This is a genomic window from Kitasatospora sp. NPDC127116 (genome assembly GCF_042677365.1).
Taxonomy (GTDB): Bacteria; Actinomycetota; Actinomycetes; order Streptomycetales; family Streptomycetaceae; genus Kitasatospora; species Kitasatospora lactacystinica.
On sequence record NZ_JBHXTL010000102.1, the window covers coordinates 22,272 to 37,543 of the forward strand.

Genomic DNA, 15,272 nt, shown 5'->3' on the forward strand with positions numbered 1-15,272 from the left:
CTCAGCTCTCCTTCCCGGCCGCGACGGCCTGCTTGTCCGACCCCGGGCCGCCCTTGCCCCGGCCGCGCGCCTTGCGGCCGGCACCGTTCTCCTCCTCGGGGCGCTCCTCGGCGACGTGGCCGGTGAGGGTGAGGAAGACGTCGTCCAGGGTCGGGCGGCGCAGGCCGATGTCGTCCATCTCGATCCCGCGGGAGTCCAGTTCGCGGATCACGTCGGCGAGCACCCGGGCCCCGCCGGTGACCGGCGCGGTGATCCGGCGGGTGTTCCGCTCCACCGTCGGCTCGTTCAGCGCGTAGCCGGACAGCGCGGCGACCGCGTCGGCGACCCGGCCGGGCTCGTGCACCACGACCTCGATCCGCTCGCCGCCGATCTGCGCCTTGAGCTGGTCGGCGGTGCCGCGGGCGATCACCCGGCCCTGGTCGACCACCGCGATGTCGTGGGCGAGCCGGTCGGCCTCCTCCAGGTACTGGGTGGTGAGCAGCAGTGTGGTGCCCTGCTCGACCAGCGTCTCGATGACCTCCCAGAGCGCGAGCCGGTTGCGCGGGTCGAGGCCGGTGGTCGGCTCGTCCAGGAACATCACCGGCGGCCGGACGACCAGCGCGGCGGCGAGGTCCAGGCGCCGGCGCATGCCGCCGGAGTAGGTCTTGGCGGTGCGGTCCTTGGCCGCGGTGAGGTTGAACCACTCCAGCAGCTCCAGCGCCCGGGCCTTCGCGGCACGGTTGCTCATCTGGTAGAGCTCACCGACCATGGTGAGGTTCTCGAAGCCGGTCAGGTACTCGTCGACCGCCGCGTACTGGCCGGACAGGCCGATCAGGCTGCGGACCCGGTTGGGGTGCTTGAGCACGTCGACCCCGGCGACCACCGCGCGGCCGGAGTCGGGGCGGAGCAGGGTGGTGAGGACCCGCACGGTGGTGGTCTTCCCGGCGCCGTTCGGGCCGAGCAGCCCGAGCACCGTGCCCTCGGGGACGTCGAGGCTGACGCCGTCCAGGGCTCGTACGTCGCCGAAGGTCTTCACCAGGTTCTCGGCTTGGATGGCTGGCGCCATGGCCTTGCCTCATCTCCTCGAACATATGGGGCGATCTGTCCCACTTTGCCCTGATATTGAGCGCACGGGCGACCCGATTCTCGGCCCGCGGGGCCAGAACGCGATGTATCGCGAGTCTCCCAGTACGCGATATATCGCGTCAAGGGAGGGGGCTCAGCGGGAGACCACGTACCCCGCGTCCCGCAACTCCCCGACCACCAGCGCGCAGTGCTCCGGTCCCTTGGTCTCCAGGTGCAGGTCCACCTCGACCTCGGTCAGCCCCAGCCGCGGGTCGATCCGCACGTGCGCCACGTCCAGCACGTTGGCGTCCACCCTGGTCAGCACCGACAGCAGGTCCGCCAGCGCGCCCGGCCGGTCCGCCAGTCGCACCCGCAGCGACAGGTAGCGCCCGGCCGCCGCCAGCCCGTGCCGCAGCACCCGCTGCATCAGCTGGGGGTCGATGTTGCCACCGGACAGCACCGCCACCACCGGGCCCTCGAAGGAGTCCGGCTGCTCCAGCAGCGCCGCGATCGGCGCCGCCCCGGCCGGCTCCACCACCAGCTTCAGCCGCTCCAGCCCGAGCAGCAGCGCCCGCGACAGCGCGTCCTCGGAGACCGTACGGATGCCGTCCGCCAGCGTGTTGACCACCTCGAACGGGATGTCACCGGGGCGCCCGACCATGATCCCGTCCGCCATGGTGGCGAAGTGCTCCAGCGACACCGGCCGCCCGGCCGCCAGCGAGGGCGGGTACGCGGCCGCACCGGCCGCCTGCACCCCGACCACCCGCACGTCCGGCCGCAGCGGCTTGACCGCCGCCGCGATCCCGGCCAGCAGCCCGCCGCCGCCCACCCCGACCAGGACGGTCCGCACCTCCGGGCACTGCTCCAGGATCTCCAGGCCGACGGTCGCCTGCCCGGTGACCACGTCCCAGTGGTCGAAGGGGTGGATGAACACCGCGCCGGTCGCCTCCGCGTACCGCTGCGCGGCCTGCAGTGCCTCGTCCACGGTGGCGCCGTGCAGCCGCACCTCGGCGCCGTACTCGCGGGTCGCCGCGACCTTCGGCAGCGGCGCGGCCACCGGCATGAACACCGTGGAGCGCACGCCCAGCAGCGCGGCCGCCAGCGCCACCCCCTGGGCGTGGTTCCCGGCGCTCGCCGCCACCACCCCGCCGGCCCGCTGCACCGGCGAGAGTCCCGCGATCCGCACGTACGCCCCGCGCAGTTTGAAGGACCCGGTGCGCTGGAGGTTCTCGCACTTCAGGTGGACCGGCGCGCCGATCAGCCCGGAGAGGTACCGGCTGCCCTCCATCGGGGTCACCCGCGCGACCCCGGCGAGCATCTTCTGGGCACCGCGGACGTCGTCGAGGGTGATCGGCCAGGTGTGCATGGCGCCAGACTACGGGTGGGGGCGGCGGCAATCCGGGATGTCGGGCCTGTTCCCGGGCCCGCCCGGCCCGCGTACTCTGCTGCTTCTGAGCCTCCCTCACCGCACGACGATCGTGAGCCGCGATGACGACGACCTCGCCCCAGGCCACCGACCGCATCGACCCCGTGCACGCCCGACTCCAGTACCAGCTCGCGGTGTTCGCGCGCCGGATGGAGCAGGTCCGGACCTCCGGCGGCGGGGTCGGGGCGCTGGACCGGGCCGCCTATCTGCTGCTCGACCGGCTGGAGCGGCACGGGCCGGCCAACGTCAAGGCCCTGGCCGAGGCCCTGGGCGTGGACTCCTCCACGGTGACCCGCCAGGTCGCCCCGCTGGTCGCGGCCGGGCTGGTCGGCCGGGTGCAGGACCCGGCCGACCGCCGTGCCGTACGGCTCGCGCTGACCTCGCACGGCGTCGGCCGGCTCACCGAAGTCCGGGACGGCCGGGCCGAGTTGACCCGCCGCCTGGTGGCCGACTGGCCACCGGAGGAGCAGCACGCGTTCTGCGCCCTGCTGGCCCGCTTCAACCTCGCGATGGAGACGTACACGGCGGACCAGCAGGGGCAGTGAGCGGCGACGAGGGGCCGCGGGGCTCCTACCGCCTCAGCCCAGCGCCTGCTTGAGGTCGGCCAGCAGGTCGTCGATCGACTCGATGCCGACCGAGACGCGCACCAGGTCGGACGGCACCTCCAGTGCCGAGCCCGCCACCGAGGCGTGGGTCATCCGGCCGGGGTGCTCGATCAGCGACTCGACGCCGCCGAGCGACTCGCCGAGGGTGAACAGCTGCGCGCGGTTGCAGACCTCGACGGCCGCCTCCTCGCCGCCGGCGACCCGGAACGAGACCATGCCGCCGAAGGCCTTCATCTGCTTGGCCGCGATGTCGTGGCCGGGGTGCTCGGGCAGGCCCGGGTAGAGCACCTGGCTGACCTTCGGGTGGCTCGCCAGCAGCTCGGCGACCTTCTCCGCGTTGGCACTGTGCCGGTCCATCCGGACGCCCAGCGTCTTGATGCCGCGCAGCACCAGCCAGGCGTCGAACGGGCCGGAGACGGCGCCCATCGCGTTCTGGTGGTACGCCACCTCCTCGCCGAGGCCCGCGTCGGCCAGCACCAGCGCACCGCCGACCACGTCCGAGTGGCCGCCCATGTACTTGGTGGTGGAGTGCACCACGGCGTCCGCGCCGAGCGCGATCGGCTGCTGGAGGTACGGGCTGGCGAAGGTGTTGTCGACCACCAGCAGCGCACCGGCGCCGTGGGCGACCTCGGCGAGCGCGGCCAGGTCGGTGATGCCCAGCAGCGGGTTGGACGGGGTCTCCACCCACACCGCGCGGGTGTTGGGGCGGATCGCCTCGCGGACGGTGGCCAGGTCCTGGGTGTTGGCCACGGAGAACTCGACGCCCCAGCGGGTCAGCACCTTGGCGAACAGCCGGAAGGTGCCGCCGTAGGCGTCGTTGGGGATCACGATGTGGTCGCCCGGCTTGAGGATGCTGCGCAGCAGGGTGTCCTCGGCGGCCAGGCCGGAGGCGAAGGCGAGGCCGCGGGCGCCGCCCTCCAGCGCCGCGAGGCACTCCTCCAGCGCGGTACGGGTCGGGTTGGCGCTGCGGCTGTACTCGTAGCCGCCCCGCAGGCCGCCCACCCCGTCCTGCTTGTAGGTGGACACCTGGTAGATCGGCGTGACGACGGCCCCGGTCTGGGGATCTGCCTCCTGACCCGCGTGGATGGCGAGGGTCTCGAAGCCCTGAGGAAGCTGGTGCTCGGTCATGGGTCCGAGCCTAGTGTGCGAATGCCGTCGAGCCCGCACGAACCGACGATCGGGACGAACCCGCAGGTGGGAGCGGGGGTACGGCGGGCCGCAAGCGCGGCGCGCGGGCCCCTTCGGCCACCGCGACCCCATCGGTCGAACACGCGTTCAGCGCCGGGCCCGACCGCCCGCCGCCGACGGCCGCGACGACCCCTCCCGGAATCCGGGGGCGGCCGTTCGCGTTGCACACCGTGCCAGGATCCCCGACCCGCTGGAGCAGGCCGTGCTGTTCAACCGCCACAAGACCTCGCTCGTCCCCGCCGACCAGGCGCTGCCCGGCCGGCCGACCCCGGCCTTCACCCTGACCGAGCCGCACACCGTGCTCGGGCACCCGCTGTCCGGCCCGTACCCGGACGGCCTGGAGGTGGCCGACTTCGGGCTCGGCTGCTTCTGGGGCGCCGAACGCGTCTTCTGGCAGCTCCCCGGCGTCTGGACGACGCTGGTCGGCTACCAGGGCGGCCACACCCCCAACCCGACGTACGAGGAGGTGTGCAGCGGGCTGACCGGGCACACCGAGGCGGTCCGGGTGGTGTACGACCCCGCGGTGATCACCTACGAGCGCCTGCTGAAGACCTTCTGGGAGGCGCACGACCCGACCCAGGGCAACCGCCAGGGCAACGACGTGGGCACCCAGTACCGCTCCGCCGTCTACACCCACTCCCCGGCCCAGGCCGAGGCCGCGGCGGCCACCCGGGACGCGTTCCAGCCCGCGCTGACCGCGCTCGGTTACGGCCCGATCACCACCGAGATCGCCCCGGCGGGCCCGTTCCACCCCGCCGAGCCGTACCACCAGCAGTACCTGTCGGAGGCCAAGAACCCCAGCGGCTACTGCGGTCTCGGCGGCACCGGGGCCTCCTGCCCGATCGGCGTGGCCCGCACCCGGGGCTGACCTCCCGGGCGCCGGGAAGGCCCGGGGGCGGGCTCGGAGCGGCCCGGGGCGGGCCCGGGCGCGGCCACTCAACGTGAGCGATCCCCGATCGGGGCGCAGACTGGAAGGGCCAGCAGGGCCGGCCCGGCCACCCGCTGGTGGCCGGGCCGTCCTCGTGCGAGAGGAGTGCGCCATGTCCGGTCTCTACCAGCGGAACTTCGACGATCCCGAGGAAGTCCGTCCCTTCGAGGAGGGCACGGGGGAGCTGCGGCTGGTCCACCTGGACGGCGGCCCGGGGGGCCGGGCCGTGTTCGAACCGGGTTGGCAGTGGTCCAAGCACGTGAAGCCGATCGCCGGGACCGACAGCTGCCAGGCCTCCCACGCCGGGTACGTGGTCTCCGGCCGGATGAAGATCGTCATGGACGACGGCCGGGGATTCGAGGTCGGCCCCGGCGACTTCATGCTCTGTCCGCCCGGGCACGACGCCTGGACGGTGGGCCCGGAGGCCTGCGTGATCGTCGACTGGCAGGGCTTCGCGGACTACGCGAAGCGGTGAACGGAACGCCTCAGAGCATGGCGGGCGGCTTCTCCGAGGCCCCGTCCGCCGCCTGGCCGGGGCTTCCCGCCAGGAGCTTCCCGGCGGCGTCGTAGGCCCCGACGGCCGGGACGGCCTGCATCCTCCCCGTCCGGAGGTCTGCCCGCGGCAGGTCGCCGTAGTAGGAGATCCAGCCCTGCATGCCCGGGGTGGTGAGCAGGGTGGCGACGGTGGGCCTGCCGCCCACGAAGAGGACGATCCGGGCCGGGGTCGGCCCCCGGTAGTAGCTGTGCACGACGAGGCGGTCGGCCGTCTCGTTGTAGGCCAGGGTGATGCCGGGCCGGTCGAACGGCATGCCGGGGGCGGAGAGGACGTCGGTGCACGCCGTGCGCCCGTAGGTGCCGGTCGCCGGTTCGACGGTGTCCTGGCAGTCCTGGGTCGGGGTCACCGACAGCCGGATCCCGGGGACCACCTCGACCTTCTCCTTCGCCGCGACCCGCTTCACCGGCGACAACGGCAGCCCGGTCGGCGTCAGTGCGGTGGGCACCGGGACCGCGGGCGCCCCCGCGACCGTCGCCGCCGAGGGCGCCATCGCCGCCCCGGCCTCGCCCGCGATCCGCCCGGCGTGCCGGGCGTTCCCGGCCGTCACCGCCGTCACCCCGCAGACCACGGCCACCGCGACCACGGCGGCCCCGGTCCCGGCCCTGCGCCTGGCCCGGCGGCGTCGGGCGCCCGCGATGATCACCACCGGGTCCGGCCCGACCGCGTAGGGGTCCTCGTCCTTGAGCAGTTCGCCGATCCGGCGCTCGAAGCTCATACCGTCACCTCGATGTGCGTCGTGGGACCCACCGCCACGCCGGAGCGGTCGGCGAGTTCGGGCAGTGCGCGCAGCTTCGACATCGCCCGGTGCAGCGTGCTCTTCACCGTGCCCGGGGCGATGCCCAGTTCGGCCGCGATGGCGGCCTCGGTGAGGTCTCCGTAGTACCGCAGCACGACGACCGTCCGCTCCCGGCGGGTGAGCGTGCCCAGCGCCTGGCGCAGCACGGCCCGTTCGGCCTGCCGTTCGGCGAGGTCGTCGGCGAGCGGCCGGTCGGGGACGCGTTCGATGGGCAGCTCGTGGTTGCGCAGCCGGCGCCACCAGTCGCGGTGCTGGTTCACCACGATCCTGCGGACGTACGCGGTGGGGTCGTCGCCGGTGATCCGGTGCCAGTGCAGGTAGGCGCGTTCCAGCGCCGACTGCACGATGTCCTTGGCCCGGTCCGGGTCTCCGGTCAGCAGCTCGGCCAGCCGCAGCAGTTGGCGGCCGCTCCCGGCGACGAACGCGCTGAACTCGTCGTCCTGTCGCTGCCTCTGCTCGCGTTTCACACCCGTCCTACTCCTCGGGCGGACCGCGAGGTTCGGTCCGCCCGGGAAGTTTTTCCGGCCGGGGTGCGGTGCCGGGTCAGACGGCGCTGCCGGGTCAGACGGCGGTGCCGGGTCAGACGGCGGTGCCGGGTCAGACGGCGCTGCCGGCCTTCCAGGCGGCCCAGCCCATGTTCCAGCCGTTCAGGCCGTTGTCCGGGGCGACCGTCTTGTCGCCGGAGTTCACGACCTCGACCACGTCGCCGACCATCGAGGACTTGTAGAACTTGAAGCCGTCCGTACCGGTGTCCTGGGCGCCCTGGGCGTCCCGCAGGCCGATGCAGCCGTGGCTGGTGTTCTGGCCGCCGAAGATCGACGGCGAGGACCAGTAGTTGCCGTGGATGAAGGTGCCCGAGGTGCTGAGGCGCTGGGCGTGCGGCACGTCCGCGATGTCGTACTCGCTGCCCAGGTTGACCGTCTGCGAGTTCATCCGGGTCTGGGTGTACTGCTCGGAGATCACCATCTTGCCGCCCCAGGTGGTGTGCTCGGGCGAGCCGCCGGAGATCTTGTAGACCGCGCTGACCTGGCCGTCGGTGGTGACGGTGAGCTTCTTGGTGGCGAGGTCGGCGACGCTGGTCTGGGCGCGGCCGATGGTGAAGCTCACGTCCTTGGACTGGGTGCCGTAGACGCCCTTGGCGCCCTCGACGTCCTTGAGCCGGAGCTTGAGGGTGACCTTGGTGCCCTTGGCCCAGTACTCCTGCGGCCGGAAGTCGAGGCGGGTGCTGGAGAACCAGTGGCCGACGATCTCGACGCCCGGCTCGGCTATCACCGTGATCGCCTGCTGGACGGCCTTGCGGTCGGTGACCGGCTTGCTGAAGTTGATCGAGACCGGCATGCCGACGCCGACGGTGGAGCCGTCCTCGGGGGTGAAGTAGCCCACGAAGGTGTTGGCCGGGGTCGCCGTGGTGAAGACGGCGTTGGAGTCCGCCTCCAGCTTGTCCTTGTCGAGGGCGGTGGCGGCGACGGTGTACTTGGTGCCGCTGGCGGGGGCGGCGGCCGAGGTCCAGCCGGTGCCGTCGGCGGAGAGCTGGCCGGCCAGCTCCTTGCCGGTGCTGTCGGTCACCTTGACGCTGCTCAGGGTGCCGTTGGCGACGGTGACCTTGACCGGCTCGCTGAAGCTCGCGGAGGCGGCGCCGTCGGCCGGGGCGACGGTGATGACCGCGGCCGAGGTCTTCGGGGCGCTGCTCGCACCGCCACCGGCCGGGGTGCCGTTCGCTCCGCCGGAGCCGCTGCCGCCGCCGTTGCCGTTGGCGCCACCGCCGTTACCGCTGCCGCCGCTGTTGTCGTTGCAGGCCGCCAGCAGCAGGACGGGCGCGCCGATCAGTCCCGCGAGGACCCCGCGTCGGCTCCAGTTGCTTCCGGCCACCCGCCCCTGACCGTCCCGTGCCGTCACGTCGCGTCTCCCTGCTGATCATCCCGGGCATTACGGATACAGAAACGCAATACGCCCGTTCACGGTTCCATCACCGAAGGGTAAGCGATCGTATGAGATGACCCAACTTCCCGACGAACAGGGACGAAACGCCCGGCCCGCGGAGCGGACCGGGCGTTCACTTGCGGTGACGGCGAGCACCGTCACCCGGTGGTTCCGTCCTACTCGGCGGACCCCTCCACCTGGTACTCGTCCCACTCCTCGTCGTCCGGGTCGAACTCGGTCTGCGCCGACTCCCAGGTCGCCGAGGCGAGCTCCACGCCGGGCACGTCGCCGAGCAGCGCGACGGGGTCGATGAAGTGGGCGAGCGAACCCGACGGGTCCACCTCGATGGCCTCGACGGACTGGGCGCGCTCCTCGTCGTCGAGGTACTCGTCCGCGGTGACCGCCTCCAGGGCGGCGGCCTTCAGCGCGCCCTCGTCGGTGATCTCCGCGATGAGCTCGATCTTCACCCGGACGTAGCGCGGGGCATCCTGGTCGGTCGTTTCAGTGCTGGTCATGCGTGCGAGCGTACGGGACGGCCGCGCCCGGCGCGGAGCACGGGCGGCCGCCCGGAGCACACCCCGCGCGCCCGGCGCGAACAGCGCGAACGGAAGGGGCCGGCCCCTCGGAGAAGGACCGGCCCCACCGTTGCCCCGCCTGGGCTCCCCCACCCGGGAGCCACGGGGACACGCGCCGTGCGGCGCGGTGCTGCCGCGGGAGCCGCCGCACCCTGTCAGCCGGCCGGAGCCGGGCAGGGGCGGGACGACGGCGCCTCCCGCGGCGGAGGACACAGCGGCCGGGTCAGGGCCACCCGATGTGTCCGGAGCCGACCGCGGTCGCCGGGGAGCCGCTCCCGGACGGTTGCCGTCGCCTCACTCGGCGTCCTGCCGTTGACCACCACGATGCCCGAGTCGTGTTAACCACGTGCTGCGGACAGGTGACGCCGGTGTACCACTTCCGCCGTGGACGAATCCTCCGCGCCCGTCCGCGGCAACGGGAGCGCGACGACAGGGCGGTGACGGAGCGCCGGTGACGGGACGCCGGTGACGCCGGGTCAGTGCTGGCTGCGACCGGTCAGGAAGCCCAGCAGGTCCTGGCGGGTGACGATGCCCTGCGGCTTGCCCTCGACCAGCACGACGGCCGCGTCGGCCTTCTCCAGCACGGTCATCAGGTTGGTGACGGTCTCGCCCGAGCCGACCACCGGCAGCGGCTTGGACATCACCTTGTCCAGCGTGTCGGTGAGCTCGATGTCCTTGGCGAAGATGCCCTCCAGCAGCAGCTTCTCCACCACCGAGCCGATCACCTCGCCGGCCATGATGTCCGGGTGGCCGGCCCCCGGGGAGACCACCGGCATCTGCGAGACGCCGTACTCGCGCAGCACCCGGACCGCCTCGGCGACCGTCTCGTTGGGGTGCATGTGGACGAACTGCGGGACGCCGCCCTGCGCGATGGACTCCTTGCGGGCCAGCACCTCGCCGATGTGCGCCTCGTCGGTGGACGAGGGCAGGAAGCCGTAGTCGGCCATCCAGTCGTCGTTGAAGATCTTCGACAGGTAGCCGCGGCCGCCGTCCGGCAGCAGCACCACCACGACGTCGTCCGGCCCGAGCCCGCGGGCCACCTCCAGCGCGGCCACCACGGCCATGCCGCAGGAGCCGCCGACCAGCAGGCCCTCCTCCTTGGCCAGGCGGCGGGTCATCTGGAACGAGTCCTTGTCGGAGACGGCGACGATCCCGTCCGCGACGCCGCGGTCGTAGGCGGTCGGCCAGAAGTCCTCACCGACGCCCTCGACCAGGTACGGCCGGCCGGTGCCGCCCGAGTAGACCGAGCCCTCCGGGTCGGCGCCGATCACCTGGACCTTGCCGCCGGAGACCTCCTTCAGGTAGTTGCCGGTGCCGGAGATGGTGCCGCCGGTGCCGACGCCCGCCACGAAGTGGGTGATCTTCCCCTCGGTCTGCTCCCACAGCTCCGGGCCGGTGGAGTGGTAGTGCGAGGCCGGGTTGTCCGGGTTGGAGTACTGGTCCGGCTTCCAGGCGTTCGGGGTCTCCCGGACCAGGCGGTCGGAGACGTTGTAGTACGAGTCCGGGTGCTCCGGGGCGACGGCGGTCGGACAGACGACCACCTCGGCGCCGTACGCGCGCAGGGTGTTGATCTTGTCGGTGGACACCTTGTCCGGACAGACGAAGATGCACTTGTAGCCCTTCTGCTGGGCCACGATCGCCAGGCCGACACCGGTGTTGCCGGAGGTCGGCTCGACGATGGTGCCACCCGGCTTGAGGGCGCCCGAGGCCTCGGCGGCCTCGATCATGCGCATCGCGATGCGGTCCTTGACCGAGCCGCCGGGGTTGAAGTACTCGACCTTCGCCAGCACTGTCGCGCTGATGCCCTCGGTGACCTTGTTCAGCTTGACCAGCGGCGTGTTGCCGACCAGGTCGATGATCGAGTTGTGGTACCGCACGGGGATCCTCCCGGAGTGTGGGCGTGCGACTGCTTATCGGTACTGCAAAGCGTAGGGCGTGGCACCCGCCCCGCGGTTCCCCTCCATCCCACCGCCCCCAATGGCCCACCCCCACCGACGCCCCCGGTACTCCCGGCCCCCGCGCGGGTAAGAGCGCTGTGCAGGCATTGCCGTGGCCCGGAGGGGCCGGCAGGAGCACGGGAAGGGGGCACCGGGATGCCAGGGGCGCAGCACTCGCGGGCCCGGGTGGCCCGCCGGATCGCCACCGCGGCGGCGTACGGCGGCGGCGGGCTCGGCCTGCTCGGGGTGGGCCTGGTCGGCCTGCTGCTGACCGAGAGCAAACTCGCGATCCAGGCCATCGGCGTCCTGGAGACCCACCCGCCCAGGGCCGACGGCGTCTACGGCGAGGCCTTCGCCGACCGCTCCGCCGCCCCGCAGGCCCCGCTGGTGCTGGCCGTCCTCGGCGACTCCACCGGCGCCGGCCTCGGCGTGGCCCGCTCCGGCGAGACTCCGGGCGCGCTGCTGGCCGCGGGCCTCGCCTCGGTGGCCGAGCGCCCGGTCCGGCTGGTCAACGTGGCCCGCTCCGGCGGCCGCTCCGCCGACCTCTCCGGCCAGCTGGAGCAGGCGCTGCCGCACCGCCCGGACGTCGCCGTGATCATGATCGGCGCCAACGACGTGACCCGGCACAGCCCGGCCCAGCTGGCCGTCCGCCAGCTCGGCGAGGCCGTCGCCGCCCTGCGCGCCAACGGCTGCGAGGTGGTCGTGGGCACCTGCCCGGACCTCGGCACGATCAAGCCGGTGCGGCCGCCGCTGCGCTGGGTGGCCCGCCGGCTGAGCCGGCAGCTGGCCGCCGCGCAGACCATCGCGGTGGTGGAGGCGGGCGGCCGGACGGTCTCGCTGGGTTCGCTGCTGGGCCCGGAGTTCGCCGCGCGCCCCGAGATGTTCGCCGCCGACCGCTACCACCCGTCCGCCCAGGGCTACGCGACCGCCGCGATGGCCGTGCTGCCCTCGGTCTGCGCCGTGCTGGGGCTCTGGCCCCAGGAGGACCGCCCGGCCACGGCCGTCCGGGGCGCCGCGGTGCTGCCGGTCGCGGTCGCGGCCGCCGCGGCGGCCGGGCGGGAGGGCACCGAGGTGGCGGCCGTGGCGGCGGAGGGCGCGGGCCGCCGCTGGGCCCAGCTGAGGCACCGGCTGCGGATCGGCCCGACCGGCCCGGAGAGCGGGAAGGACGCCGGTCCGCACGCCGGCGGAGCCCCTGGGAATACGTCGGCCAGCTCACACGCTGGTGCGGGTGACGACTGACCTACCAGGCGGTAACTTTCCTCCCGGACGCCAGGTCCGCCGTCACCCAGCGAGGAGCCCGCCATGCCCGAAGCCGTCATCGTCAGCGCTGCCCGTTCGCCGATCGGCCGGGCCTTCAAGGGCTCGCTCAAGGACGTCCGCCCGGACGACCTGACCGCCCACGTCATCCAGGCCGCCCTGGCCAAGGTGCCCCAGCTCGACCCCCGCCAGATCGACGACCTGATGCTGGGCTGCGGCCTGCCCGGCGGCGAGCAGGGCCACAACCTGGCCCGCATCGTGGCCGTCCAGATGGGCATGGACTACCTGCCCGGCGCGACCATCACCCGCTACTGCTCCTCCTCGCTGCAGACCACGCGGATGGCGCTGCACGCGATCAGGGCGGGCGAGGGCGACGTGTTCGTCTCGGCCGGCGTGGAGACCGTCTCCCGCAGCGTGAACGGCACCTCGGACGGCATGCCGGGCACCATGAACCCGGTCTTCGACGAGGCCCAGGCCCGCACCAAGAAGCGCGCGGAGGAGGGCGGCGGCGCGTGGCACGACCCTCGCGAGGACGGCCTGCTGCCGGACGCCTACATCGCGATGGGCCAGACCGCCGAGAACCTGGCCGCGCTCAAGGGCATCACCCGCGCCGAGCAGGACGAGTTCGGCGTCCGCTCGCAGAACCTCGCCGAGGCCGCCATCGCGTCCGGCTTCTGGGAGCGCGAGATCACCCCGGTGACGCTCCCGGACGGCACCGTGGTCAGCAAGGACGACGGCCCGCGCGCCGGCGTCACCCTGGAGGGCGTGTCCGGCCTGAAGCCGGTGTTCCGCCCGGACGGCACCGTGACGGCCGGTAACTGCTGCCCGCTGAACGACGGCGCGGCCGCGCTGGTCATCATGTCCGACACCAAGGCCCGCGAGCTCGGCATCACCCCGCTCGCCCGGGTGGTCTCCACCGGCGTCAGCGCGCTCTCCCCCGAGATCATGGGCTACGGCCCGGTCGAGGCCTCCCGGCAGGCGCTCAAGCGGGCCGGCCTGACCATCGACGACATCGACCTGGTCGAGATCAACGAGGCCTTCGCGGCCCAGGTGATCCCCTCCTACCGTGACCTCGGCGTCGACCTGGACAAGCTGAACGTCAACGGCGGCGCGATCGCGATCGGCCACCCCTTCGGCATGACCGGCGCCCGGATCACCACCACCCTGATCAACTCCCTGCAGTGGCACGACAAGCAGTTCGGCCTGGAGACCATGTGCGTCGGCGGCGGCCAGGGCATGGCGATGGTCGTCGAGCGCCTGAGCTGACCCTCGGGACACCCTCCGAAGGGTCTGGACCACCCATTTGGAGTGACGCAGCGTAATTGAGGGCCGAATCACACCGCGAGGTCGATCCGGCCCTCTTTTCGTTCGTTTTCGACCCGGAAATCGACACTGCGGAGCGGATCAACTCCACTGCGTAGAACGGTGTTACCTAACAATTTGGGGACAAGAGCGAAAGTCCTGGACGAATTGGACATTCGCCACTGCGGTAACAGCCCCGCATGCGGCAATGTGGACACGTAACCCCGTTCCGCTCCTCGCTAGGAGTACGTTCCGTGAGCGCCGTCTACACCATCCTGCTGCTGATCCTGATCGCCGTGTCGACCGCCGCGCTGCTCCACCTCCGCGGACTCTCCCGCCGACTGGACGCGCAGGCCGCGGCCCCGGCCGAGCCCGCCCCGGTGGACGAGGCCGCGATACGCCGGGCCGTCGCCGAGGCGCTCGCCGCCGACCGCGAGCGGGAGATCACCGAGGCCCGGGCGTTCTGGGCCGAGCAGGAGGCCCGCGCGGCCGAGGACGCCCCGCTGTTCGACTCCCCGTTCTCCGGCGCGTTCTCCGGCACCGACGAGTGGCCGCTGTTCTTCCCCCGCCCCACCGGCCCGCAGGACGCCGTCGACAACGCCGGGACGATGGACCCGGAGTTCGGCGAGGCGCTGCGCTCCGCGCTGGAGGACCTGATCAACGAGGGCGGCACCGCCCCGGCCGAGCCCGGCACCGAGGGCGGCGTCCCGCTGCGCCCCGGCCACCCGGCCGGCGAGACCAAGGACGCCCGGGCCCGCCGCGAGGCCGACCTGCTGGCCACCGGCCTGGAGGCCGGGCTGCTGGACGCCGATCAGGCCGTCGAGGAGGCCCCGGTCGCCGCGCCCGACCCGCGCCGCCACCCCTCGCACCCCGACTTCGTACCCAGCCAGGCGCCGTCCCGGGAGTGGACCGACACCCGGCTGGCCACCCTCGCCGAGGAGGCCGTCGCCCTGATCGACGTCCGCCCCGGCCCGCTGGGCACCCTGGACGTGTACGCCTTCGCCGACGGCACCACCCTCTGCGTGGCCCCGGGCGACCGGGAGGCCGCCTACCGGCTGATCGACGCGGTCCGTGCCGGTGAGCACGTCCGACTGCTCGGCGGCTCGCGCTTCTCCGGCTCGTACTCGCTGACCTTCTCCACCGACGAGGAGGCCGTCTACGTGCTCGCCGACCGGGTGGTCGCCAGCATCTGACACCGGCTCACCGGATCGCGGGATCACCAGCGCGCGGCGCACCGAAGGCCGGCCGGGTCACGGGGTTACCGACCCGGCCGGCCTTCGGCGTGTGCGCGTCCCGGGGCCTCAGCCGCAGAGCACCGCCGTCTCCCGCACCGCGGCCACCGCCCCGGCCAGCACCTCGGCCGCCGCCACCGGCCCGTCCGGCAGCGCCACCTCCGCGCCCTCCGGCAGCGCCGCGAGCGCGGCCGCCAGGTCGTGGGCGGCGACGGCCAGCTGGTCCCCCGCCGCGAAGGCCCCGGCGTCCGGGAACTCCCGCCGCGGGCCGCCCTCCACCGCCGCCGTCAGCGCGACCAGCCGCCGGGCCAGCTCCAGCGCGGCCGCCGCCCGCGACCCGTACCCGGGCACGGCGCCCAGCAGCTTGCTCTGCGGCAGCGAGCGGAAACGATCCGCCAGGGATTCGGCGGCTTCGACCAGGGGATCCACGTCCAGGGGCGCTACGTCATGCATGGCAGCGAGCCTAGGCGAAAAGCCGCCGGGCCCCGGAGCGAGTCGCTCCGGGG

The 15,272-nt window shown here is 73.2% G+C and carries 15 protein-coding genes; 6 read left to right on the forward strand and 9 right to left on the reverse strand.

The window, feature by feature from the left end:
- Nucleotide 1: 1 nt before the first annotated feature.
- Both ACFVHV_RS31760 and ilvA read right to left on the reverse strand, forming a co-directional pair.
- Nucleotides 2-1,045, reverse strand: a complete 1,044-nt coding sequence (locus ACFVHV_RS31760; RefSeq protein ID WP_359914015.1) for an ATP-binding cassette domain-containing protein — start codon at nt 1,043-1,045, stop codon at nt 2-4.
- A gap of 153 nt (nt 1,046-1,198) precedes the next feature.
- Nucleotides 1,199-2,410, reverse strand: coding sequence for a threonine ammonia-lyase (gene ilvA, locus ACFVHV_RS31765; protein WP_359914017.1), 1,212 nt, complete (start codon nt 2,408-2,410; stop codon nt 1,199-1,201).
- 122 nt (nt 2,411-2,532) lie between these two features.
- Here ilvA and ACFVHV_RS31770 point away from each other — a divergent pair, with 122 nt between their 5' ends.
- The gene (locus tag ACFVHV_RS31770; RefSeq protein WP_359914020.1) at nt 2,533-3,015 is read left to right on the forward strand and encodes a MarR family transcriptional regulator; all 483 of its coding nucleotides are present in this window, start codon (nt 2,533-2,535) and stop codon (nt 3,013-3,015) included.
- 33 nt (nt 3,016-3,048) lie between these two features.
- Here ACFVHV_RS31770 and ACFVHV_RS31775 read toward each other — a convergent pair whose 3' ends face one another.
- Nucleotides 3,049-4,203 (reverse strand): cystathionine gamma-synthase, encoded by a 1,155-nt coding sequence (locus ACFVHV_RS31775; RefSeq protein ID WP_359914023.1) that lies wholly within the window; start codon nt 4,201-4,203, stop codon nt 3,049-3,051.
- Nucleotides 4,204-4,465: 262 nt separating this feature from the next.
- On the opposite strand from ACFVHV_RS31775, the gene msrA reads away from it, so the two are divergent.
- Entirely contained in the window at nt 4,466-5,131 is a 666-nt protein-coding gene (gene msrA, locus ACFVHV_RS31780) for a peptide-methionine (S)-S-oxide reductase MsrA (RefSeq protein ID WP_359914026.1), read from the forward strand.
- 172 nt (nt 5,132-5,303) lie between these two features.
- Nucleotides 5,304-5,666 (forward strand): cupin domain-containing protein, encoded by a 363-nt coding sequence (locus ACFVHV_RS31785; protein ID WP_380355667.1) that lies wholly within the window; start codon nt 5,304-5,306, stop codon nt 5,664-5,666.
- 10 nt (nt 5,667-5,676) lie between these two features.
- On the opposite strand, the gene ACFVHV_RS31790 is transcribed toward ACFVHV_RS31785, so the two are convergent.
- The 5 genes from ACFVHV_RS31790 to ACFVHV_RS31810 form a co-directional block, all read right to left on the reverse strand.
- Nucleotides 5,677-6,462 (reverse strand): hypothetical protein, encoded by a 786-nt coding sequence (locus ACFVHV_RS31790; RefSeq protein ID WP_359914032.1) that lies wholly within the window; start codon nt 6,460-6,462, stop codon nt 5,677-5,679.
- Nucleotides 6,459-7,010, reverse strand: coding sequence for a SigE family RNA polymerase sigma factor (locus tag ACFVHV_RS31795; protein WP_359914035.1), 552 nt, complete (start codon nt 7,008-7,010; stop codon nt 6,459-6,461). The genes ACFVHV_RS31790 and ACFVHV_RS31795 overlap by 4 nt, the downstream gene beginning before the upstream one ends.
- 130 nt (nt 7,011-7,140) lie before the next feature.
- Nucleotides 7,141-8,439 (reverse strand): Ig-like domain-containing protein, encoded by a 1,299-nt coding sequence (locus ACFVHV_RS31800; RefSeq protein WP_359914038.1) that lies wholly within the window; start codon nt 8,437-8,439, stop codon nt 7,141-7,143.
- A 200-nt stretch (nt 8,440-8,639) separates the two neighbouring features.
- Nucleotides 8,640-8,978, reverse strand: a complete 339-nt coding sequence (locus ACFVHV_RS31805; protein WP_359914041.1) for a hypothetical protein — start codon at nt 8,976-8,978, stop codon at nt 8,640-8,642.
- 536 nt (nt 8,979-9,514) lie between these two features.
- Nucleotides 9,515-10,915, reverse strand: a complete 1,401-nt coding sequence (locus ACFVHV_RS31810; protein WP_359914044.1) for a cystathionine beta-synthase — start codon at nt 10,913-10,915, stop codon at nt 9,515-9,517.
- Nucleotides 10,916-11,131: 216 nt separating this feature from the next.
- Between ACFVHV_RS31810 and ACFVHV_RS31815 the strand changes: the two genes are divergently transcribed.
- The 3 genes from ACFVHV_RS31815 to ACFVHV_RS31825 all read left to right on the forward strand — a co-directional run bounded on the left by ACFVHV_RS31815 (nt 11,132) and on the right by ACFVHV_RS31825 (nt 14,727).
- The gene (locus ACFVHV_RS31815; protein ID WP_380355671.1) at nt 11,132-12,214 is read left to right on the forward strand and encodes an SGNH/GDSL hydrolase family protein; all 1,083 of its coding nucleotides are present in this window, start codon (nt 11,132-11,134) and stop codon (nt 12,212-12,214) included.
- A gap of 63 nt (nt 12,215-12,277) precedes the next feature.
- Nucleotides 12,278-13,498: an acetyl-CoA C-acetyltransferase gene (locus tag ACFVHV_RS31820; protein WP_359914050.1), complete on the forward strand. Its 1,221-nt coding sequence runs from the start codon at nt 12,278-12,280 to the stop codon at nt 13,496-13,498.
- A gap of 290 nt (nt 13,499-13,788) precedes the next feature.
- Nucleotides 13,789-14,727: a hypothetical protein gene (locus ACFVHV_RS31825; protein WP_359914053.1), complete on the forward strand. Its 939-nt coding sequence runs from the start codon at nt 13,789-13,791 to the stop codon at nt 14,725-14,727.
- Nucleotides 14,728-14,835: 108 nt separating this feature from the next.
- Here ACFVHV_RS31825 and ACFVHV_RS31830 read toward each other — a convergent pair whose 3' ends face one another.
- Nucleotides 14,836-15,219 (reverse strand): hypothetical protein, encoded by a 384-nt coding sequence (locus ACFVHV_RS31830; RefSeq protein ID WP_380355674.1) that lies wholly within the window; start codon nt 15,217-15,219, stop codon nt 14,836-14,838.
- Nucleotides 15,220-15,272 lie beyond the last annotated feature (53 nt).